The sequence below is a fragment of the Loktanella atrilutea genome, from assembly GCF_900128995.1.
Taxonomy (GTDB): Bacteria; Pseudomonadota; Alphaproteobacteria; order Rhodobacterales; family Rhodobacteraceae; genus Loktanella; species Loktanella atrilutea.
Map to the genome: position 1 here is coordinate 1 of NZ_FQUE01000016.1, position 22321 is coordinate 22321.

Below are 22321 nucleotides of genomic sequence, written 5' to 3' on the forward strand. Positions count from 1 at the left end.
TAACGCTCTACCTCTCCCGAACAGATCTCGGCGACGCCGGACGCCCCCAAACAGTCCGACTGGCCACCGAGTCTGACGTCCCCGGCATCGTCACGCGGGCAGCGGAAAACAAGCAGACCCTTTTCGAGATCGACCCCTTTTGGGAACAGCATTCCGATGCAGATGCCAGATTTACTGGCTGGATGAACCGAAGCCTGACGCTGCGTGACCGGGACATGATGGTTATGGGGTCGCCGGAAAACCTGAATGGCTACGTGATCGCTCAGCCCGCTTCACGGCTGCATTTTCCGCCGGCGCACGACATCACCGGAACAGGTGTCATAGACGACTATTACCACCCGGACCTCGCCAACCCCACGGTTCTTGCAAACGATGGCGAGGGCGCGACCATGCTTCTGCGCGCAGCCGAGGCCGCCTTTGCGGACAGAGGGATGGGGGCTGCATTCGTGGTTTGCCCCGCCAAGTGGCGCTCCAAAATCGCAATGCTCGATGCTGCGGGATACGAAACAGCCATGGTTTGGTCCATTAAGCGGTAACGCCCAATAAAATGTCCGTCTAAATAGCCTCCGTTCATGTGTACCGCAGCATCGGTCATAAAGGACTTAGAGACGCCATTCTCTGCACTTGCGCAGACCGCCAAAGAAGTCGGTTTGTTGAATGCTCGAAAAGGTTCGGTGTGCGGACCTTGCTGCCGTTTGTTCTTCTAATATGATCGACCACTTGGTCTCAACCAGCTTGAAGCTTGCGGTTTCAGAAGGCTGCTGCCCACCCGGCATGCCTAGGCACGCCGTGCAGGCCTTGTGCGCCGAAATGTCTTAGTCGGCGGGGTATACCAAACACGGATCAAGAATAATCTGTCGTTCAGCATTTCTGTTGTAGCCGCCAGCAAAGCGGACGATCTCGTCCGAAGCATCGTGATCATGATAGGTGATACACATGACCTGAATATCCTCAGGCTCACACATGATGAGATAGGCCAGTGCTCCGTCGAAATGGTTCTCAACTATGGCACCATCGATAACCATAGATATTCGACCACCGTAATCAGGTACACGGTCGATCCAATCAGCCATAGTCTCGCATGTCGCTGGCGTCCCAAACCCTTCGCCTTCACGAAACGGTCCATCTTCATCAAAGTGGGGTTCGTTCTGTGCTGAGACTGGCGTTGCTAACATTGCCATCAAGCCAAGAAGTATCGTCGCATTTTTGTACTGCATTTTGCCTCACATTGTTTTTGCATTGCGCACCTGCGATCCGCTGTCTGACAACAGGTCATGGTGCGTATGAAGGTCGGGATACAAATTAATTTCTTGCTGAAACTGAATAGTTGGTTGCAGGCATACAGACAAACGACTATTTCTTGTAATAGTCATTAGAAAAATTTGGTCGCATGGATCGGCCCAACCTTCCTTTAACGGCTCTACGCACATTTGAAGTCGCAGCGCGACAGGGGAGCTTCACTGCAGCAGCGATTGAGTTGTGCGTGACGCAAGCTGCCGTCAGCCATCAGGTAATTGCCTTAGAAAAAAGCCTTGGCGTAACCTTGTTCAAGCGAAGTTCAGCGGGCCTCATTTTGACTGACGAGGGGGGTGCCCTTTTGCCCGTCCTGACCGAGACATTTGATCGGGTCGGACATGTTCTCGATCGGTTTCTAGACGGGCAGTACCGAGAAACACTTCACGTCGGCGTTGTCACGACTTTTGCCGTTGGCTGGCTTTTACCACGGGTAGAAGATTTTGCGCTCCAGCACCCGGGTATCGATCTGCGTATATCAACCAACAACAATCGCGTTGACCTGACCCGCGAAGGGCTCGATATGGCGATCAGGTTTGGAGATGGGTCCTGGCCTGGACTGACGAATACGCCCCTGCTAGCCGCACCGTTGACGCCGCTTTGTGCACCAGATGTCGCTACTCGACTTCATGTCCCAGCAGATCTGCTGGGTGAGCAACTTTTGCGATCATACAGATCGGAAGAATGGTCCGTCTGGTTCTCCCAAAACGGACTTAGCTGTCCTGCCCTGCGCGGACCGGTCCTAGATTCATCTCTCGCGCTGGCCGAACTGGCAGCAGAGGGATTAGGCGTCGCACTCTTGCCCTCGCGCATGTTCGCCAATCACATCAGAAATGGTCGCCTCATCCAGCCGTTTCCGCTCGAAGCCTCAACAGGTCACTATTGGTTGACGACAATAAAAGCGAAGGCCGTATCGCCTGCCATGGAGATGTTCGCTCATTGGCTCATGTCGATCGCGGGTTTGAGCGCGGAAGAACAAAGTTAGGTCTAAAACGCAGATATCTTTGCAGGGATCCAGTTGGATTTAACGCACGAGAAGCGTTTGGAACATGACAAAATTGCTGCAGTTTGGGCTCGGTCCCGACTTTCGCCGCAAATGTCATGAATGGCCGCTTTGGACAAAAACCCCTGGTCACAATATGCGGGACAAATACGGTCGTTTTTGTCCCCTTGCCCTACCTCTCGAAATATCAGCATCTTGGTCGGGTCAAAATCCCCACGCAAAACCGCGGATGTTCTGACACGTTTTTGACCCGCTTCCTTCCGCGACCAAGACCCGACCGACTTTACGCAGCATGCGAGCTTCTGGCTATATGCTTGCATGATGGTGCAGCCTTTACCGGCCCGATTCGACATAGGCCAAAAACACCATTTAAGGGCGTGCTGTGTCACCACATAAAGAACTTTAATTTTTTTTAAAACGTATATATATTTTATTTAAATCCAAAAATATTGAGTAGGGCTTTGCTCAAGAATTTCAAATTCAAATTGACCCGTCGTAGCGCGATACAAGGCTGTTTTATATTTTCTTTTTCTATCGTGAGACCCTCTTCTGGATATGCCGAAAGTAATGTGCCGACAAACCAATCCATCCTCTGGCCGACTTGGAAATCCAGATTCCTCTCGCGTGACGGCCGAATAGTTGATGCACAAAACGGCGGCATAAGTCATTCAGAAGGTCAGGGCTACGGTGCGCTTCTTGCACAGGCGAACGGCGATCGTGAGGCTTTCGACCGTATCGAGGCTTGGACGCGGGCGAATCTGTTAGTCCGGCAGGATCACTTGATGGCGTGGCGCTGGCACCCTGAGAGGGGGGTGGCTGGTCAGGATTGGCAATCCGCTACCGATGGAGATCTGTTTCGCGCTTGGGCGCTCCTACGCGCACAACGGGACTCCGGTTGGACCGGTATGGGGGACGCCGTCAGCAACATTGCCCAAGATATAGCGTCGCTTTGCATCCAACCTGATCCGCGCGAGCCAAGCGCTCCACTTCTGACGCCGGGAGCAGAGGCGCGGACCGACCAACAGCGGGTCCTGATTAATCCGTCATACATTATGCCGCGGGCCCTACGTGAGCTTGGGCTTGCGGCAAACCAGCCAAATCTGATCGCCGCAGCCGATCACGGTGAACAGGTGTTGTCTGAGCTCGCGGCCCTTGGGCCTATACCTGACTGGATCGACGTGAAGCCTGATGGCTTTGTGACAGCGCCAGAGTATGGGCGCAGTTCTGGCTACGATGCACTGCGCGTCCCACTTTTTTTAATTTGGTCAGATAGATTCAACCATCCTGCGGTGGCACGTGCGGCGGCTGAGTTTGCGACTGCAGACACTTTGGGTCATGTTGCTGTTTTAACGACTTCAGATAGCGGATTGGTCGCGCAAAGTAACCAGCGGGGATATCTTGCGATTGCCGCTCTCGCTAACTGCGAGCCACTCAATATCTCGCGGTACAATCTGCATCGCCAATCTTACTACCCAGCGACATTGCAACTTTTATCCGAAGTAGCCGAAAGGGAATCGACAAGCTGTCGCGACTAATGCGTCGGGCAGCCATCTACTTACATCGTCAACGCCACTCTAACTGCAAATTTTTGACACATAAGCACGTTATCCAAATGCAAATTTGCCAGCATCAGGAAGTTTTAGCATGAAGTACAAACGTCTTTTGCTGGGAGCTTTGGCCATTATCGTCGCCTTGTGGATCATTGTCGGGGAGCAGATGTCAGGCGCGAGTGCGGATGCCTTTATCAATGCCCGTTTGGTGACGGTCCGCAGTGATGTCGCCGGCCAGATCGACATGGAACGTCGCGCCCTTGGTGCGAAAGTGGGGCAGGGCGAAGTTCTAGCCTCGGTTACAGATCCGCTGGTCGACAATATTCGCCTGAACGATCTAATAATGGAGCAGGACTTTCTATTGTCGGAGCTGGCGCGTCTGACTGCGTATCGGATCGCGACGCAGGATGTTTTGGGCAAACTAGAGAAGAGATCTGCAATTTTTTCGCGCCACCGGATCGAAGAGATCGAGATCATGTTGGACCATGCGAAGGATCGTCTTTCGTTGATCGAACAACTCGGTACGCTCGAGCCAGAGACAGATGCGGTCTTGGATGCTGTTGGGGCTCCTAACGATGCGTTGCCGGCCGAACCGCGCTTTCCCGCCCTTGCGCTCAATCACGCCCGAGAGCGTGTCGCAGTGCTGGAAGTCGCCTTGCGCGCGGCACAGGCGGGTGTTTTTTTGGGGGATGGCTACAACGATGCTCCCAACGCGGAGCAACGCGCGGTGGAGTTGAGGAGCGAATTTGCAGCCACGGATGCCTCCATCGCGGATGTTGAAGCCCGGCAACTGGCTGTCGCCTCCCGTATCGGTCGCGAGAGACAACGCGTGAATGGATTGACGGGGGGCGATATTGCCGCACCGGTCGATGGCTTGTTATGGGAGGTTCTCGCAGCCGATCAAGAGCGTGTCGAACGAGGTGATCCAGTGGTCAGAATGGTCGACTGTGGGTCCATTATGGTCAGCCTGTCGGTTAGCGAGGGGATCTACAATACCTTAACGATCGGTCAGCCCGCCAAATTCCGCCCCTTAGGTAGTAGCCGTGTCTATGACGCGACGGTGTCGCGATTGGCAGGTGCCGGTGCTGCCACAATCTATCGGAACCTGGCAGTCGCCCCCAGCCAGAAGCATCTTGAACGCTACGATGTGACGTTGCTCGTTTCGGGTCTTGCGACCGATCCAGAGTTGTCCTGCGCCATCGGTCGCACAGGTCGTGCGTTCTTTGATCGCCGCCCCCTCGATGGCTTACGTAAGCTCTTCTGATCCTATGTTTTATCCCCATATGACAGAGGTCGAGACCAGCGCGGCATTGTTGCTGTTCTTAATCGGTTGCGGGATAATTCTTCCTGTCATCGTGAACCGAACCAACATCTGGCACCGGTCCACTATACTAACAATCGCAGGCCTTCTGGCGCTGCGCTACGCAGTCTGGCGCGTGACGCAAACTGTTGCGCCGTTTGGTTTTACCATTGATATGTTTGCCAGCTGGTCGCTCTTGGCGTTTGAAATGCTGGCACTGATCGGATCGATGAGCGCCTTCGTGATTATGTCACGCATCACGCTGCGCAGCGATGAGGCGACGCGCCATGCAAAGTGGTGGGGAGACAAAAGTCCTCGGGTTGCTATTCTGATCGCAACCTACAACGAAACGCTGGACGTCCTGGAACGTACGGTCATTGGCGCAAAGTCATTGCGACATGACAATAAAGATGTCGTCATTCTGGATGATGGGCGGCGGGACTGGTTGCAGGACTATTGTGCCAAACAAAGCGTTCGCTATGTCCGACGTCCGGACAACAAGGGATCGAAGGCGGGTAATATCAACTACACTCTTGGTCTGCTGGCCAAGGATCCGGTTCAACCAGATTTCATTGCTGTACTGGACGCGGACTTCGTGCCGCACCGAGGGTTCATATCACGCTCCATGGCGTTGTTTCATGACCCCGAAGTCGGCCTAGTCCAGACGCCACAGCACTTTTTCAACGCCGATCCAATCCAGCACAACCTTGGGCTCAGTCGGTCCTACCCCGACGAACAGAGGTTTTTCTTTGACCACATGCAACCCTGTCGAGATGGCTGGGGGATCGCATTTTGCTGCGGCACTTCTTCTATGGTGCGCTGGTCCGCGATACAGGACATCGGAGGATTTTCGACAGAGAGCATCACTGAAGACTTCATGCTGACCCTGACGTTACAGAACGAGGGCTGGACCAGTGTCTATCTGGCAGAGCCGCTGACAGAGGGTCTGGCCCCCGAAGGATTGAAGGAATACGTAACGCAACGCGCGCGCTGGTGCCTTGGCTTGATGCAGATTGCGCGATCGAACCTTGGTCCGCTTGGCAAGAACAAGCTTCGGTTCCGGGACAGATGGAGCGTCGCAGACTCGGTGTTCTACTGGTTGACCACTTTTCCATTTCGGATTGCCTCTGTCGTTTATCCGCTGCTGTACTGGTTCGGAAACATCACGGTCGTGAACGCAGATTTGCCGGATGTCATTGGCTATTTCGGAACTTATTATATTTGGATTCTGATTGTCCTGAACCTCCTGAGTCGGGGTATGGTTGTCCCCATCCTCAACGACGTGAGCCAGCTGATCGGGGCGATCGCGATCAGTCGCGCCGCGATCGTGGGGATCATCAAACCTAGGGGCCATCCGTTCAGCGTTACTGCTAAGGGAGGTGACCGGTCTAAGGTTGTCGTGCAATGGCGTCTGATGGCACCCTTTGCGGCGGTGCTGTTTCTGACCCTACTAGGCCTCTTGATCGGTATTTTTTCTGACCGTTTCGCCTTTTCCGATGCCGGCGACGGCAAGTGGGTCGTGCTGTTCTGGAGCATCTATAACGTGATTGTCCTATCGGTTACCGTCATCGCTTGCATCGAACTGCCTCGCAGGGAGAGACATATTGCGGACGAGCCGGAGCGAGCGACGTTTCTGACCGAGGGGCGCAGCCGTGATCTCTGGATTACGTCGCTGACGTCAGACACTGTCCGCTTACGCGGCACTCCTTATCCCGAAGGTACCCGCGGTCGCCTGCGGATTGACGATATCGGAGACGTCGAGGCCTATGTGATCGCCCAATTGCCCGAAGGAGCTCGCCTGCATCTGCTGCCAACTGAAGAACAACGTGAGGACCTCATGCTTAGATTCTACGCTGACGACAACATGCCGGGGGTCGCGAGAGTTCGGAGCACTGCAATGATTGCGGATATCGCGCGGCGCTTGTCATTCAACGCTGGTCGATCATGATTTAACGGCTTTTCAAAACCTGCATGCGGGCAAGAGAAGCCGATAATTGTGCCATCTCTTTAGTCCGGCTTAGGTCAGGAGGATAAATGTCTTTCCCCTCCGCAATGTCTTCTGCTGATTGTCCGAGAGTTGCGATGGGCGAAATGAATACGCGCACGAAGACTGCAGTGAGTAGTGCCATAACGACCAACAGGTTGGCTATCAAGATCATCCACTGACCTTTGACGGCTGCAACACTTCCACCAAATAAAGAACCGTCCAGACGGCCAACCAAACGCCATCCGAAGTTCGGTAGATCAGCGTACAGGATAGAAGGTACAAGCGACGAGAAGTATGTCTTCCCGTCCGGCCAAACTTCCCGTCCGTCCAAATCGGCACCAGACATGGATGACCGCAAGATCTGCAATTCGTCTACATTGGGAATTTCATCGTCAGATGCCATAATGATCTGGCCATCAGCACTTGCCAGATACAGCATCAGACCAAGAGCCTCCGCTTGTTCGCGCAGATAAGCTTCTGCCCAGGCAAAGTTGATATGGACGCCTACCACGCCTAGCCTTTGGCCCGTTTCGTCAATGACTGGCATGGCGAGATCAACGAAGCGTAAGTCCGATGGTGCATCGGGGCTTAGGATCTTGGCCAGCAGAACGGCCTTGTGGACGTCACCTGCGTATGGCGCTTGCAGCCCATTGCGGAACCACGGCCTTTCGCTTACATCCGCACCGACCAGCAGGCCATCTGATGCGTCGAGCACCTTCCCGTTCACGTCCGCGAAACCGATCCAGCTGATCCGCGATCCGTCGCCGCGCATACCGTCCATCATACCAGTAATCCGTTGCGGATCACTGCTTGGGATATTTTGAGTCAGTGATTTTAGGTTGCGCCAGTCAGTGTGGAGACTTTGCGCCAGATTCTGACCCGCGGAACTTGCCCGAACCCGCACCGCAGTATCAAGTGCGCCATCCAACATTGTAGATGACTTCGTGAAGAGTAGGAATGCCGTTGAAAGTCCAACTAAAAAAATACCGACAGCCACAAATCCATAAACGGCCCGCGTTAAAGTCAACTGCGTGTAGGTTGGTGAATTTGGCATAGTCTACCCTTTCAGAACGTATTAATCGAGATACCCGCAAAGACAGCTGAAGAATCGAATCTGTAGCCGACGCGCAAACTGACAGGACTTCCTGTCAGACGCTTCGCAATTGCGAGGGATGTCTCAGTGTAGGTAGTACTTTCACCGTGAGAAAGTTCGACGGCCATTCCAGCCTGCGCGAAGCTAAACTGAGACAGCAAGAACCATGACGTGTCGATGCTGTTAAGGTCAGCTAGAAAATAAAGACTGCCAAACTTCGTCGGAATATAACGCTCTGAGGCGATCTTCAGGCCAAAGTCGATGGGGCCAGGCTTGCCATCGTTATGGGTCGTTCCCAAAGATGGACCGACCCGTACGGTGACGAGGTCAGTGCGAAATGGCAGCTTGTATGTTGCGTTGAGTCCTAACGCGTAGCCGCCTTCATATCTGACAGCACCACCGCCATAGGTAAGTTCCCCACGACCGATACTGACCGTCACTCCAGACGTCGTCCCTGACAGATCTGTCTGAAAAAATGTCCCATCAGCATTGGCCCCTGAAGCAAAAAAAATCGCGGCCGAGCAGAGTCCACCACACAAAAGACGAGCGAATTTTGTTCTCATACTCTGTGGGAAACCTCTAGATGTCTTACTCACCCGCGCACCCCAAACATCGCTCCAATATCAAACTACCGAAAAGCCCACAAAAAATCAAGAATCCAAGTTCCGAGAGCCTGCAGAGGAATTATAGTTACATCGTGATTATGAAGCGCATGGGCGAATCGCGGTGAAATCTTAATCGAGACTAAATCAAACCCGGCCCGACTCTTTGGGATGCAGCCGGATCAATGACGTTTTGCGCAAGGCTGCGGGACTTGAATCTCGTGTGACGACTGCTTGGGTAATTAAGCAATGAAGCTAAGCTGCAACCCCGTGATGTAGAACTCTTTGTAGTGGAACTAAGATCGAAAGTGTTGAGCCTTGGCTTGGCTGGCTTTTAATGGTGATAGTACCTTCCATCCGGTCAACCATACGCTTCACGATGGGCATACCAAGTCCTGTTCCGCCGTAAATTCTCGGGTTAACCCCGTCAGCGTGCTTATAAAGCTGCAGTGGTAGCGCATTTCTAAATTTTATTAATTATTTTATTTTCAGTAGTCCGCGATGAAAATTTTACTTTACGATGAAGATATTCGGCCTGATCATTAAATAGGATTGCTAAATGATTCTAATTATAGAAAAATATTTCCCAGATAGCTCTTATCGATATATTGTGGTATCGTGTGTGCAGTTAAATATTTATTTGAGAAATAAAAAAACTTCTTACTGGTGATATTGAGTGATGAAAGTTTGGTTTCTGATTTATAAAGTCCAGACGTCTAATTTGCATGCACTGTAGGTAAAGTTATCCAAAAGGTAGTTTCATAATTTTGCTCTGATTTATAGTCTATTTTTCCAGACATCAGCTCAATGAGGTCTTTAGAAATTGCCAAGCCCAGGCCACTTCCTCCCTTATTTCTTATTAAGTGATCAGCTTGTTGCGAGAATGGCTCAAACATTCTTTTTCGAAAATCCTTCGATATGCCTCTTCCATTGTCTCTTACCAAAACTTTGCAATCATAATTACCATGCAATACGCTGATATGGACATTTCCACCAGGATTCGAGAACTTAACGGCATTAGATATAATATTTGTCAAAACCTGCTTGAGTCTTAATGGATCTGCATGAACCATGACGTTCAGATCCGGGACCTCAAGTGTAAGACTGATATTAAACTTATGAGCAAAAGGCTCGCTGTCAGTAGTTACCTGTCTGACGATGTCCACCATGTCAAGGAATTCCATTTCTACCGAAAAATGACCAGTTCTGAGCTTTTGAAAATCAAGAAGTTCGTCGACAACCTGAATAAGCCGCGCAGTGTTTCGCTGTGCTATGCCGATAAGTTTATTTATCTTTTCTGAACTCATTTCGTCTACAGATTTAGTTAGAAGTCCAAGTGCACCGTATGCTGCTGCGAGTGGCGTACGGAGCTCATGACTGACGGTTGCAACGAAATCGTTTTTAAGTTCTTCAACGCGCTTTTCCTCGGTAATATCAGTCATCGTACCAAGCAAATGCACAGCTTTCCCTTTTTCGTCACGCTCAGTCACCCTCAGGATTGATTTCATCCATCGCCATGTACCGTCCTGAACTTTCATACGAAAGACTGCCTCAGATTTTTCTGATAATCCTTCGATACACTGCGCATCGCTGGAAACAACGAATTCAAGATCATCCGGATGAACACGAGCGTGCCACTCTGCATCTGAATCTGAATCGATAATATCCGAAATTCCAAGCAAATCATACCAAGTCTTCGAGGCGAATCCGGCGCCAGTAAGAAGATCGGATTCAAAAACGCCAATCCGACTACCTTGCAATGCAAGACCCCAACGCTTTTCTTGATCTTCGACTGTCCGTAAAGCCTGAACATATTCTGTAACATCAATAAAAGTTAAAATGTTAAGCGTGCCACTGCTTGTGTCAGGTAAGTGATTTAACTTTATATTGTAATATTTTTTGTTTCCGGTCTTAGATGTTGTGGTTAATATATTTCTTTTGCTATCATAAAATTTACCTTCAGTAGTTGGTTCACTTGTAATTGATAGATTTGGGGTTAGCTCTCTTATATTCCGATCAAGAATAGATTTGCAGTCGACCGCTAGAATCTTGGCTGCCCTTTCATTACAAAAAATGACTCCACCGGAATTATTAAATACTACGACGCCGTTTGGTGAGCTTTGCACAATGTCTCGGAACATTACTTTAACTTCGCTTTGGTTAAATCCAAATAAACAGTATCGGGCAGTTCTTATCTTTCATCAGCCCTGCCAACGTACTTTTCTTGTATCTATTGCAGTCTACAGATTAGACCCCAAAGGAAAAAGTGCGTGCTGTGACGGTTGATAAGTTTGCTGTGTCTAATGCGTACTGTCATAGCTAACGAGCCAATCGTGGAGACAAACGCTTCTATGATGCGAGCTTTTTGGTATAAGCTCGCATGGCGGCCGATAGGGTGGAGCTATATAAAACAGGGGTTTCATGGGTTCTTTGCGCTTTGGATCTTCCACGATGCGTGCTTTCCCGCCATGATACGTGTGTAGCGTGCAAGGATTAGCCCCATGACAGCTCCTCCGAAACCGGCCTGGAACCGCGGCAAGGTGGTGGGCAAGAAGCCGCCCCTCACCCCCGACGAGGTCAGCCTGATCCGGCTGCTGCTGCGCCAGGACAGCCGGACGCAACCGGCGGCGGTGCGGGATCTGGCGCTGTTCAACGTCGCCCTCGATACCTGTTTCCGGGGCTCCGACCTGGTGCGGCTGCGGGTTGCCGATGTGGCGACGCCCCTCGGGGTGCGCGAGATCGTCGAGATCCGCCAGAAGAAGACCGGGACCCGCAATGCCCGCCCGGTCCAGGCCCGGCTGTCGGCCGTCACCCGGGAGAGCCTGCGGACTTATCTGGCTACGGAAGAGCGGCCGCTGCACAGCTGGCTGTTCACCGGTCAGGGCGTGCGGTGGTCGCACTCACACCTGAGCGAGAGCCAGCTCTGGCGTCTGTTCAAGGGCTGGCTGGTCCGGGCCCGGCTCGATCCCGCCCTCTACGGGCTGCACTCCCTGCGCCGCACCTTCCCGACGTACATCCACCAGCAGACCGGCAATCTGCGCGCGGCCCAGCTGTTGCTCGGCCACGTCAGTATCGAGAGTACCAAGGAGTATATTGGCACCGAACAGGCCGAGGCGCTCGATATCGCCCGCAAGTACCATCTCTGAAGTCGATGCAGACTCGGTTGGAGAAGCGGGATTCCGGAACAAGCCCCGCGCGGTCCAAATGCATGGCTGTTCTGCCGAACCATGTTGGACAAATTAACGCTCTATTTTTTGACGTTATCTGTTGGTAGCACGAGGAACTTGCGGACTATCGACTTGAGGCTCTGGCGCTACTGATCCAGCAGCTTGGCCTGTATATTTTGCAACACGGTCTGGCTGGGTGATGAGCAGCACGATTAGCGTGATGATTAAGGTGAAAGCCCATGCCACCACGTTCGTAACTATCGCACGTATCGGGCCGGTGCTGCCCGAAATGTGCTGCTTAATTTCTGACGTTCGCGCCTCAAGCGTGTTCAAAACGGCCGATTCTTGGATCTCCGCTCGAGCTTCATCAATCGATATAGAAGCAAAATTCTCGAGGCGCTGAGCAGCCGCTTCTCGATAAAAGCGCACTTTGTCGGGAGATGGGTCCTTCGGCACCCCTGAGATGCGGGATCCTTCCAGAACATCCTCTTTGATCATTTTTTTGTATAAGGCATAGGCCATCAGGCCGATGGGATCATCAGCGTCGCCTTCTGTCATTTTGTCGAAAGCTGTACTGTATCGAGGGCGATCAGAGTCCGGTTCGCCGCCCCCTTCGCTCATGCTGGTTGTTCAGACTTAGTGCGTTCGATAGCGCGTCTGAATACATCCTTACGTACAACACGAACCGTCTTGCCATTCGGAAGAGTCATACTGCGAACCACCTTCACGTTGCCTGTGCGCGGCACAGTTTTCTCGTTGCTCTTCGACTTGCTATCGTTCGTTCGTCTGATGCCAAACATTTCGATGCCCTCCGTAATTACGGTTCAACATAGTGTTGAAGATACCCTTTTACATACACAAGCAATATTTTTGTTGTGTCTTGCATAGCGTAATCGGGGAGGCGTGGTCGTTCAGGTGGGGTAGTTCCACCGCATTAGCTCATCGACGTCAGCACTGGGTCAGTAGCCGGCGATGCACATCAAGGTCAGCGTCAGCCAGGCGACGGGGTCGACGCCGTTCATTTTACAGGTCTGCAGGAGTGTGGCGATCGTGGCGCACGTCCGGTCAACACCATCCGATCCGGCGAAGAGGCTGTTGTTGCGTGGATGGTCTGGGCTCTGATGACACGTTCGACGATATTCGAACCCAGCTCGACGCGGCTGTCGATCAAGAAGCGCTCGAAGATCTGACGGAGCGTCATGGCGTAACGCAGCACTTCTCCCAGCTTCGACTTACGAGATTCTCCAATTTTCACTATAATTTAGGATCTCCGCTCGACTGTGATATCTTGCTCAATAACAGCACTTTCAACAAATGCACCGAGCTGTCGAACGACGGAATCATATGCAGCAGAGGTTTTTTCTGAAGATCTTAGAGTAAGTACAATAGCTACATTCTGGGGCGGTACTTTCCCTGTGCCTGGTAGAGTTGCCTGATACAGGTCTCGGGTATACAGGCGGGCACGCACACGAAATTTACTTCCAATTGTCGTTACACTTCTCATTTCTCGTTCATGGTGTCGAATGGGATTCCATTTGGAAAGTTCTGTTCGAGCTTCAGATTCCTTTAGTGTCGATTCTTTCATAGTTCCAAGAAGGTTGCTCCACTTCTCGCCATAACCAGTTTCAGTTTTACCCCAAACTTTGTGTTGCAATGATACTTCAATTCGACTCGAAAAATAGTTAGCCATTCCGTACGGTGACACAAGCGGATGTAGCACCGCTGTTAACGCACCGCTGCCTTTTATCTTTTCGGAATTTACCATACCGTCAGGAATGGGAATGTCATCCCAATGATACTCGAAACCGGGCTGTAGCTGCCCGGTCCAGAGTAGCGTTACAGTCCCTGGGGGACATTCCCAAGGTGCTACGTCTATCCCTGGTGTACCCCAGCCCTTTCCTCGATGATGCGACGGTGCATCAGCACGATTGATCAACAAAGCCTTAACTAGATCGGGTGTCGCACCACGAAGTTGCTCAAACGCGTGGGCTGACAGGGCGCTGTAAACTGCAGTTGGGAAACTAGTTCCGATGACGGTTTGTCCGCCAGCAACTGTGAGACTTGAATGACCAGAAAGCTCTGGTTTCAGCATACCCTGAGGACCTGGGCCAACGCAGCATTTCAAGCAGTGGTTTCCTACCGTGCCATGTTTAGTTGTCTCCCTTCCGCCGATTGTAAGTGCGGCCTCACAGTCCGCTGGTGGAAGCAGAGTATTGTTGCCCTTAGCTGCATTTCCGGCTGAAATTACCGGTAGACACTCAAAATTTCGGGCAAGAGATGCAATCTGGTGGCCGAGCGAGCTCACAAATTCTGTTTCGTCTGACTGTTCGTAATTAAAAGATAAATTCCACACCCGAACGTCACGATGCCTCGACGCCATACGCGTCATCGCATCCAGAAGGTCGTCCTCGAGAATAACAGCATTGGTTCCACGACGCGGAACCGCCTGAATTGTACCAAACCGGCATGAAAATTCAGGCAGATCGTATGTCGGATTGATTCCTTTTGCATTGGCAACGAGAGAACTTACAGCATTGCCATGAAATCGATCTGCAATTGCGTCTGGGATAAGCGGAGCCTCCCTCCAAGCCTCAGCCGTTGCATAGTTTGGATTGTCGAATCCACCGTCAACTACAGCAACGACTGGCTGTAGGGGCAGATCGAAAGGAGCATCGGACGGTTCCGGCTTTAAGCTCGGCGCGAGTATCAGTGGTTTCGCCGGGTCAATTCGGAATACAGCACCTGATGCGACGAGTATTTTGAGATTCTCCTTGGAGGGAACCTCAACTATTGCACGACCCACGCCTTCAGTCCGGCGATAGTTGCGGAGCAAACGGGCGACGCTCCCCGATGCAGATGAAGCTCTGCGCGCCAGCGAAGATTCGGGTGCTTCCGAGGCAGCGTTATTTGCCTCAATTGTCATAATCGTACCGTCTGTGGTGAGGCGTTCGAAGTCTTTCAGAACGTTCTCCCGAGCCAAGTCATCGGCGTATGGACGAAGCCACACTATGAAGAATCTACCTCGTGCGCCCTCAACGGCACGATCCCAGAGTCTATCAATGGAATGACCACGCAGAATAGCTTCTGATCTATACGGCTGAATGGATTTAACACGAGAAATGTCAGATCTGACCGCCCAATTCGTTGCCTGATAAATTAGATCGGCAATTTTTTTAAGGTGTGTGATGTCAATTTCAACAAGATATCCATCGAGCATTGGGGCTACAAAACTGCAATCGAGAGATCGGGGCAAAATATCCTTTGGCCTATGAGTGGGCGCCAAAGAGTCATCAAACATGTGCACATGCACCAAAAGACGACGGTCAGCATGAAGGGTCTCCGTAGCGAGTGTGTCCGCAATACTTCGCACCTCCCTTTCAAGCATTTTTTGCTGTTGCGATAGACGCTCTATTTTTGTTGTCTCCTGCCCCTTTCCTCGTCCTTCGATTCCTTCCGGAACAGGCTCAGCGCGCAGTCTAAGCGCAGGGTTGAGGGCGGGTGAAGTGCTGTCAGCCATTGTCAGCCTCGTTCAAAAGCCGAAGGGACCACTGTCGAGATACACCAAGAAGCTTAGCTATCTGCGGAGCGTTCAGGCCATGCTGTTGAAGATGTCGAGCCATTTCCTTGTTGTCCAATGCACCTTGCCGCCTTCGTTCTCCAGTATGGCCTTCAGACGTCCTTGCGTTAATAATGGCAGTCGTAACTTCACCTAAGTGCAGTTCATTTTTATTTAACAACATGCGCCGTCGAGCGGCCAGTGAAATTCGCTCGATATCTGCTCCTGTCAGGTTAGGTGAGATCACTGCCAGAATTTTACTAACACCTTCTGGGTCTTTGTCACCAAAGAGAAAATAATTCCACAGTGCTTCACGCACGGTTTCATTGGGCAGTCCTATTTCCAACTGATAAGGAAAACGCCGCCATATTGCGGGATCGAGCAGCTGAGAGTGATTCGTCGCAGCTACAACTACAGCGCTATCGTCAAGCGAATCCAAGCCTTGTATTACTGTATTTACAACTCGTTTTAGCTCCCCAAGTTCTTGACGATCATCGCGAAATTTGGCGACCGCGTCTATTTCATCCAAAAACAGGACTGCATTTTTAGTTGGAATAAAATCGAATACAGCCCGAACGTTTTTTGCGGTATCGCCGAGTAGTGAAGAGATTAAGCTGTCTAAGCGAACGACATAGAGAGGTCGGTTGAGTTGCGAGGCAATATGACCTGCGAGGAGGCTTTTTCCCGTCCCCGGCGGGCCGGACAGCATAATAGCAAGTCGCGATGCTATCCCATTCCTCGAAAATTCTTCTAAGTTTTGAGCGTCTGATACAAAATCAGCTATAGCCATATGCGCAGGTTCGTTGATGAATATCGGTGTCACGGGCCACTCCTGCTCTTCCACAAGCGGTAGTCGCGACTTCACGTCAACTGGTAGTTGCTCCATGTGGCCCGAGGCTCGTAAAGGTACCCCCTTTTTTCGCAACAGGCTCCGCAACGCCGTAGCCCCTTCTTCCTGACCATCATCTCCCATCACCCTCGCAATCGCGTTGGCCGCCTTGCGGACGCGTGGGTAGTCAGCGGCTAAGGCTGCCTCGACAAGTTCTATAATTTTTTTCGGGTCCACGGAAGCTCCTGCTCGTCCTGCTCTTGGCTGGTATGTAAACAAAAATAACGATATTGACAACAGAAAACATGAAGTGGTAGCCATTATTTGCGCAATTTTGCGCATCTTAGTCAAGAAAAGGAAACATGATGGCCAAGGGAACGATAGCACGGAGTGCTGGGACAGGAAGGTTCGTAACGAAGGCTCATGCGAAGCGGAGTCCAAACACTACGGTCGTCGAGCGGATCGGTGGTGGATCGACCAATGGGGCTGGTCGCAGCGCGATCAACGGCAAGTTTGTGGGCGCGAGCCATGTGAAGCGGCACCCTGGTACAACCATCAAAGACAGCTGACGAATGGCTTGTCCCTAAGCGTGTCCGACCTTTCTCGCGGTTGGGCACGCCACTACCCGCAAAATCAGCATCATCTTTCGCGAGTAGACGGACTCGAGCGACATTCAGCAGATCAGAATTTAAAAGTGGGGTAGTTCGCCCATTGGTTACTTTTCGGTCGCCATCATGCGCGACTGATACTCTTGTATAGTGCACTCAACCCCTCATGCCGGACGCGAAACTGGCTCCGCCGCTTGATCACCGGCCGTGCTGATCCTGCGTCTTCCATCTTGATGCCCGGATCATAGTACACGCTTCCGGCTGAAATCGCCGCCAGCAGCAGGAGCACGTCAGTTCCTTCGCACAACTGCACTACATTTCCATAGCTGTACTCCGGCGGGGGAAATTGCATCAGCGACGGTACATAGACAGCCTTAGCGTGCTTGCGGTTCCAGTGGGCCATGATCCCGCGGAAACCCCATGACGCTGCAACATTATCATCGCGGTCCAGCAGGACGATTCCGCCGTCGAGATCTGTGATCTTCCCCGTTGTCGTGTCGAACCCGTCAAGACGCAGCATGAGGCCGGTGTCTGCGTGGAAATCACGGCTGGCGGTGTAGATCCCGCCGAAATTGATACGGTCCGCCTTTCCCGACTTATCGGCATAGCCATAGCGGTGCAGAAACGCCGCAACGCCCTCTTCCCGGTACAGACCGCCAGTCGGTTCTGGTGTCATCAGGGTGACAGGGCTTCTCGCACGGTAGCTGGTAAAGTCACTCACCCCGTATTGCTTAACCTCCCACCCCATATAGTCCGGATCCGCGTAGCCGTTCGGAGCGATGCCCAGCTCGGCCTCCAGCGTATAGCCGCCGCCGTTGCGGGCGCTGTAGGGAGCCGGCACCCCTGCCCTGCCCATCTTCTGCGATGCGATCCAGCCTTTGGCATGAATGCGCCGGAGCGCTGCGAGCAGTGCGTCCTTCGGGTCTGTGCCGTCTTGGCGCAGTTTTTCCAGATCATGAAAGACGCCGGCCGTTTCGAGACTGGACGCTGCCGCGTCGAAGGCGTGGGCAATGGGATCGTCGGCTGCAACGACCTGACCGAGGACGCGGCCATCGGCGCAGATCCCGAAGACCAGCACCCGGCCCTCGTCGCGCGACTTCATCAGGACATTCGGTGCACGTTCTGCTCCGCGCAGGAAGCCGGACATCCGTACTTCAGGATATTTCGGATAGAGGATCAGCTGCGCATCGGGCGCAAGTGCCAAACCATCTTCATCGAGCCAGAAGAAGCTTACCATGGCTTTGGCCCTGTCGCGGACGCTCCCCGCGCGGTCGCTGTCGTCGCCCTCGACCGGACCATGCGGAATGATGTTCAGAGCGCCAAAACCGCCGCCCAGATAAACTTGGTTCTTTGAGTTGTCATTGGGAGCAAGTCGTTTGGCGTAGAAGCGTACTGCCCCGTGGGCGGCCATCTGGTCAAGCAGGTGGGTAAGCGGTGTTATCAATCCATTGGCCTTATTCAATGCAGAATTCATCTGAATCAAAGGACAGCCAGCGCGTCAGTGAGTCAATGACATGACCGGTGACAGACCCCCCCTGCCTTTCAGGGCACATTCCCAGACAACGCCACAGCGCCAACTTGCGGCCGTAGCTTCTATAAATGCAAGTTGTGCCGACTAAGCTGGCTTTATTGGACTTATCGACAGTGTGCTTTGTCCGGTCCACTTAAGTGCGCAGATCTTAACCCTGAAGGCATCTCGTCGGAGAGACCAGTTAAGACCTCCTCGCCTGAATGCGGCGGCCGAAATTCTCAGCCTGCCGCTCGTATGATTTGCGTTTGGCCGCGGGCACAAGAACGTGCAACAGTCCGCGCGCTCGAGAGAGGCCGGCATAGTGCAGCATAGACCACTTTGCGTCGCCGGTTTCCTCCATGTCGATCGCGATCACGACCTGCCGTTCCAGCCCCTTGAAGGCGTGCATGGTCGAGAAAAGGAGTGAGCCATTCCGGAGGGCGGTCTCATTTGAGGGATCAGCAAGCCGACGCCCCGCAATCTCGGTCCGTCCAGAGAGCAGCGAGTTCTCCCATCGGCGGGTCGACAAGATTGCAACGTCCCGAGGCGGGACGTCACGATCGAAAAGTTCGCGCAGGATCGTCTCGAGCTTCGCTACTCCCTCATCGGCGTTCGGATGATAGTGGACCTGGCACTGTGGTCCGTCTGGCGCTCCAGTAACCGCAAGGTCGATTCCTGACACGATCGATGCCTGTACCGCCACCTGCCGCGTGTTCCGGCAATTCTCGAACAGGTCATCGAAGGCCGGGGCGCCCTCGGCGAGACGCTGTTCTACTAGATCCTGCGTCTCGACGCCATAAATGTTCTGGAGCGGATCCAAGAAGATATGCCAGCAGCCGCGCCTGATGCCGTCACGCACGAGCAGGTCGAAAACATCCAAGTGCTCAGGGGTGAGGAGATCTTGGGCTTCGTCCACAACGAGTACATCCCACGGCTCCGACATCCGTGTGCAGAGCGCCTCAGCCGCGATCCCGGGAAAGCGCTTGGGGAAGAATTCGGGATGTTCTGAATCCTCTGCCGCCAAACTGTCAAGCAGTCCGGCCGAAGCAATCAAGTCACGATAAAGCGCGTGGACGTGCCGCACTTCGAGCGTGGCAGCTCTCTGATCGCCCGCAAAGCCGTTGCGTATGTGACCGGCTAGCAGCTGGTTGAAGCACAGCATGAGCACTTTTTTCCCGTCAGCGGAGAGCTGCTTCGCACGTTCGAGCGCAATGACCGATTTGCCTGTCCCCGCGGCCCCGCGCACGACTGTGCGGGGGTTAGCGGCGAGACGACGTGACGTTCGGATCTGCTCGTTCGTCAGCTGGAGTAGCCGCTCGTCCACTCCGGTAAGATAGCCGCCGAGGCTCAGCGCCGTGTCGAGGTCGGGTCGCAGGATCTGCCGCGCAAGCTTGATCTCGTCCGGCTTGAGTCCCCGGTAAGTTTTTCCGCGCTTGTCGAGGCAGACGCCGTTCCAATGGCGTTGCAAGGCGGAAATGTAGTGCCCCAGCGTGTCGCGGAACTGTCGCTTATCGAGCAAAACCTCTGAGACGATCTCAGCACCTTTCGTTGTAAATTGCGTGTAGGGCATAATCACGCCGAAGCCGAACAGCACGTCCTTGAAGGAGCCGGCTGCCCGCTGGAGCTGGTCGCGCACAGTGTTCATAGCGCCGGACGCCTGCTTCCACGGACTCTCATACTTGCTGTACGACCGGAAGTCGCCGGAGAAGGTCCACACACCGTCAGCGCACGAGACCTTACCTCCCTTGACTTCGAGCGCGAAAACGCCGTGGCTGGAAAGGACGATCATGTCCGCTTCTCCCCAGATTTTCGTCTCGTGACCGGGCAGTCCCAGCGAGTGCAGGATAATCCAGTTGTCGGGAAGCTCCCGGCCGAGTCGCTCGTAGACGAGCCGCTCGCTGTTCGGACAGTTCACCGGAACGTCGGGGATCAGGACGGCCATGCGGCCTCCTCGACGGCGTCGCCGAAGAACCCCGCGAAAGCGCCATCTGGCTCGCCGACGAGCGCGGTTCTGTCCAATTCGCGGTTGAAGCGCTCACACGCCGTTTCCGGCAGTAAGAGACAGCAATGGCATGCAGCCCCGCTGACCCGGTCGCCGGATTGTCGCGGATCGCTTTCAAGGCAAACGGGATCGCTGCCGCACCACGCGGCATTTGCCAGCGTCCGAAGCACGATTGGCTCCAGCAGGGCTGGCTCGGCCAGACGAACGAGCCCTCCGAGGCTGCCCTCGGAATCAGGGGAGCCTGTGTAGACAAGGACGCCGTTCATAGGACGTCCTGGGTCGTCCGAAACGTACAGCCGCTCCCGGAGCGCCGACGCGGAGTAACCGCATTCGACGGAAATCTGTCGGATGAGGGCGTGCGCAAATGCGTGTACAAGCAGGAGGCGCGGCCCAATCGTGTAGTCCCGCTCGTAGCCTCGCTGCTCGGCAATCTGGCGGCTGCGCATCTCCAGGATGGCGGCCCGGGCCACGACGCCCTCATTGTCTGCGATCCAAGCGTCCACAGCCGTAGTTTTGAACCGCAGGAATATGCCCTCACCCCTGATCTCCGCGCCTGGAAGCCAGCTGCGCTCGGTCTTGGATAGTGGCGAAACCTTGCCCTCGGCGATAGCCTGTCGTACCCGGTCAGCGCCTACTGGATAGGGTTCGATACGCGAGAAGCCGGCAAGTGCCCGCACCTCTCTTAGTCGTGAAGCGGCCCCGATGAGGTCAAACCAACGCGCGAGCGCAGGCGGCGGCGCAAGCAACTCATTGCGGAATTGCGGTATGACCCCGCCGATAATTGGGTCGTCGCGGTCCTGCGAGAGGGCATCGTATTCCTGTTCGCGCGCGACCCGCTCGGTGAGTGAAGGCCCTCCAACTTCCTGCGAGCGCATTCGCAGGTATGCTGCCAGCAGTTGGTCAACAGATACGTTGTAAGTCTGGCTAACGCCGATGAGTACGGAAGGCAGTGCCGCCTCCGGCACTCCGTCCAAAAACATCCTAGACTGCTCTACGATCTGGCTCAGCGCCTCCGAGGCAGGAGGTATTGAGAGCGAGGAACCTACGACGGCGAAGTGCACATTGGAGGCACCACGTTGCAAAGCGCGGACGGGTTCTCCGCAGTCGGGCTGGTAGTCGTGGAGCCATGGGCGGAAGCCGTCGCAGCGCAGACCCATGAGCGCGCTCGCCCCGAACGCGGTACCTAAAGACTGGCGGGTAGGATGTTCGGGCGTGCTGCAGGAATCGCATTGCACATACAGATCGTCGAGCGAAGCCGAATGGCCGCGGGAGCCGAGCTTCAGGACGGGCCGGGGGCAAATTCCCTCGTCCCGGCCGCGGTGTGCCCACCATTCCCAAGGGAAGTCGCTGAGGTGTCCTCGCCGGCAGGCAACCACAAAGCGGACCGGGTTCGTGTAAACTTTACCGGTATGACCGGTGCAGCGTAACCTCGCGCCATCGTCGGCCAATTCAAATGGCGAACCCTCCCGCCCGATCCGATGGCACTTGGGGCATTCGTGCCACTTAGGGAATCTGACAGCGGGGGCGGCGCTGCGCGCGCGTACTTTCGTTGTCCCGGGGATCTGCTCTTTGACAGGACCGAGGCGGAAGTGGCTGACGCCCAGCATCGACTGTAGCCGCTCCTCTCCGATCCGAAGCGAAGGAACGGAGTTGATCCGCTCCCAGTCCTCGAGTCCCATCGGCATAAACGAGCCTTTCTCGAGATCGACAATCGCGCCGATGGCGAAGCCGGAAACGAGCTGGGATCGCCTTACCGTGCCGATCGGCTCGACGGCGTCTGTGGCTTGGGGCGCATGCGCCCCGCGTGGTCGTCTGCCCAAT

General features: G+C 53.9%; 17 protein-coding genes and 1 pseudogene. 6 read left to right on the forward strand and 12 right to left on the reverse strand.

Going from position 1 to position 22321, the window contains the following annotated elements; genetic code table 11:
• A partial coding sequence (locus tag BUA54_RS21305) for a hypothetical protein (protein WP_178352791.1) occupies positions 1-536 on the forward strand: 536 nt, incomplete at its 5' end.
• A gap of 279 nt (positions 537-815) precedes the next feature.
• On the opposite strand, the gene BUA54_RS20995 is transcribed toward BUA54_RS21305, so the two are convergent.
• Complete coding sequence (locus BUA54_RS20995; protein ID WP_072858759.1) at positions 816-1217, reverse strand: hypothetical protein; 402 nt, start codon at positions 1215-1217, stop codon at positions 816-818.
• A 173-nt stretch (positions 1218-1390) separates the two neighbouring features.
• Between BUA54_RS20995 and BUA54_RS18550 the strand changes: the two genes are divergently transcribed.
• The 4 genes from BUA54_RS18550 to BUA54_RS18565 all read left to right on the forward strand — a co-directional run bounded on the left by BUA54_RS18550 (position 1391) and on the right by BUA54_RS18565 (position 7094).
• Entirely contained in the window at positions 1391-2278 is an 888-nt protein-coding gene (locus BUA54_RS18550) for a LysR family transcriptional regulator (protein WP_072858760.1), read from the forward strand.
• A 479-nt stretch (positions 2279-2757) separates the two neighbouring features.
• Positions 2758-3831, forward strand: coding sequence for a family 8 glycosyl hydrolase (locus tag BUA54_RS18555; RefSeq protein WP_178352792.1), 1074 nt, complete (start codon positions 2758-2760; stop codon positions 3829-3831).
• 109 nt (positions 3832-3940) lie between these two features.
• Positions 3941-5110, forward strand: coding sequence for an HlyD family secretion protein (locus tag BUA54_RS18560; protein WP_072858761.1), 1170 nt, complete (start codon positions 3941-3943; stop codon positions 5108-5110).
• On the forward strand, positions 5070-7094 hold the full coding sequence (locus tag BUA54_RS18565; protein WP_245810794.1) for a glycosyltransferase family 2 protein: 2025 nt from the start codon (positions 5070-5072) through the stop codon (positions 7092-7094). The genes BUA54_RS18560 and BUA54_RS18565 overlap by 41 nt, the downstream gene beginning before the upstream one ends.
• A gap of 1 nt (position 7095) precedes the next feature.
• Here BUA54_RS18565 and BUA54_RS18570 read toward each other — a convergent pair whose 3' ends face one another.
• From BUA54_RS18570 to BUA54_RS18585, 4 genes are all read right to left on the reverse strand, one after another.
• On the reverse strand, positions 7096-8187 hold the full coding sequence (locus BUA54_RS18570; protein WP_084114607.1) for a cache domain-containing protein: 1092 nt from the start codon (positions 8185-8187) through the stop codon (positions 7096-7098).
• Positions 8188-8198: 11 nt separating this feature from the next.
• The gene (locus BUA54_RS21000; RefSeq protein WP_072858764.1) at positions 8199-8789 is read right to left on the reverse strand and encodes a hypothetical protein; all 591 of its coding nucleotides are present in this window, start codon (positions 8787-8789) and stop codon (positions 8199-8201) included.
• Between the two features lie 294 nt (positions 8790-9083).
• Complete coding sequence (locus BUA54_RS21915; protein ID WP_425434986.1) at positions 9084-9302, reverse strand: ATP-binding protein; 219 nt, start codon at positions 9300-9302, stop codon at positions 9084-9086.
• A 242-nt stretch (positions 9303-9544) separates the two neighbouring features.
• The gene (locus BUA54_RS18585; RefSeq protein WP_072858765.1) at positions 9545-10969 is read right to left on the reverse strand and encodes an ATP-binding protein; all 1425 of its coding nucleotides are present in this window, start codon (positions 10967-10969) and stop codon (positions 9545-9547) included.
• A gap of 360 nt (positions 10970-11329) precedes the next feature.
• Between BUA54_RS18585 and BUA54_RS18590 the strand changes: the two genes are divergently transcribed.
• Complete coding sequence (locus BUA54_RS18590; RefSeq protein WP_072858766.1) at positions 11330-11974, forward strand: tyrosine-type recombinase/integrase; 645 nt, start codon at positions 11330-11332, stop codon at positions 11972-11974.
• A 114-nt stretch (positions 11975-12088) separates the two neighbouring features.
• Here BUA54_RS18590 and BUA54_RS21005 read toward each other — a convergent pair whose 3' ends face one another.
• From BUA54_RS21005 to drmB, 7 genes and pseudogenes are all read right to left on the reverse strand, one after another.
• Complete coding sequence (locus tag BUA54_RS21005) at positions 12089-12616, reverse strand: hypothetical protein (protein WP_143155518.1); 528 nt, start codon at positions 12614-12616, stop codon at positions 12089-12091.
• Between the two features lie 338 nt (positions 12617-12954).
• Positions 12955-13235, reverse strand: a pseudogene (locus BUA54_RS18600) (IS66 family transposase); the annotation flags it as partial.
• Between the two features lie 21 nt (positions 13236-13256).
• Positions 13257-15512, reverse strand: a complete 2256-nt coding sequence (locus BUA54_RS18605) for a S8 family serine peptidase (RefSeq protein ID WP_072858768.1) — start codon at positions 15510-15512, stop codon at positions 13257-13259.
• Complete coding sequence (locus BUA54_RS18610) at positions 15505-16617, reverse strand: AAA family ATPase (protein WP_072858769.1); 1113 nt, start codon at positions 16615-16617, stop codon at positions 15505-15507. The genes BUA54_RS18605 and BUA54_RS18610 overlap by 8 nt, the downstream gene beginning before the upstream one ends.
• A gap of 495 nt (positions 16618-17112) precedes the next feature.
• Positions 17113-18450, reverse strand: a complete 1338-nt coding sequence (locus tag BUA54_RS18620) for an MvaI/BcnI family restriction endonuclease (protein ID WP_218588314.1) — start codon at positions 18448-18450, stop codon at positions 17113-17115.
• A gap of 250 nt (positions 18451-18700) precedes the next feature.
• Entirely contained in the window at positions 18701-20440 is a 1740-nt protein-coding gene (locus BUA54_RS18625; protein ID WP_072858772.1) for a nuclease-related domain-containing DEAD/DEAH box helicase, read from the reverse strand.
• Positions 20428-22320: a DUF1998 domain-containing protein gene (drmB, locus tag BUA54_RS18630; protein ID WP_218588315.1), complete on the reverse strand. Its 1893-nt coding sequence runs from the start codon at positions 22318-22320 to the stop codon at positions 20428-20430. Before drmB ends, BUA54_RS18625 begins: the two co-directional genes overlap by 13 nt.
• Between the last annotated feature and the right edge of the window lies 1 nt (position 22321).

What these genes read in the sequence shown, in the direction of transcription:
- BUA54_RS18625 (WP_072858772.1), bottom strand. Translation starts at nt 20,440, where the DNA reads ATGGCCGTCCTGATCCCCGACGTTCCGGTGAACTGTCCGAACAGCGAG.
- BUA54_RS21005 (WP_143155518.1), bottom strand. Translation starts at nt 12,616, where the DNA reads ATGAGCGAAGGGGGCGGCGAACCGGACTCTGATCGCCCTCGATACAGT.
- BUA54_RS18570 (WP_084114607.1), bottom strand. Translation starts at nt 8,187, where the DNA reads ATGCCAAATTCACCAACCTACACGCAGTTGACTTTAACGCGGGCCGTT.
- BUA54_RS18560 (WP_072858761.1), top strand. Translation starts at nt 3,941, where the DNA reads ATGAAGTACAAACGTCTTTTGCTGGGAGCTTTGGCCATTATCGTCGCC.
- BUA54_RS18590 (WP_072858766.1), top strand. Translation starts at nt 11,330, where the DNA reads ATGACAGCTCCTCCGAAACCGGCCTGGAACCGCGGCAAGGTGGTGGGC.
- BUA54_RS18550 (WP_072858760.1), top strand. Translation starts at nt 1,391, where the DNA reads ATGGATCGGCCCAACCTTCCTTTAACGGCTCTACGCACATTTGAAGTC.
- BUA54_RS20995 (WP_072858759.1), bottom strand. Translation starts at nt 1,217, where the DNA reads ATGCAGTACAAAAATGCGACGATACTTCTTGGCTTGATGGCAATGTTA.
- BUA54_RS21000 (WP_072858764.1), bottom strand. Translation starts at nt 8,789, where the DNA reads ATGAGAACAAAATTCGCTCGTCTTTTGTGTGGTGGACTCTGCTCGGCC.
- BUA54_RS18605 (WP_072858768.1), bottom strand. Translation starts at nt 15,512, where the DNA reads ATGGCTGACAGCACTTCACCCGCCCTCAACCCTGCGCTTAGACTGCGC.
- BUA54_RS18585 (WP_072858765.1), bottom strand. Translation starts at nt 10,969, where the DNA reads ATGTTCCGAGACATTGTGCAAAGCTCACCAAACGGCGTCGTAGTATTT.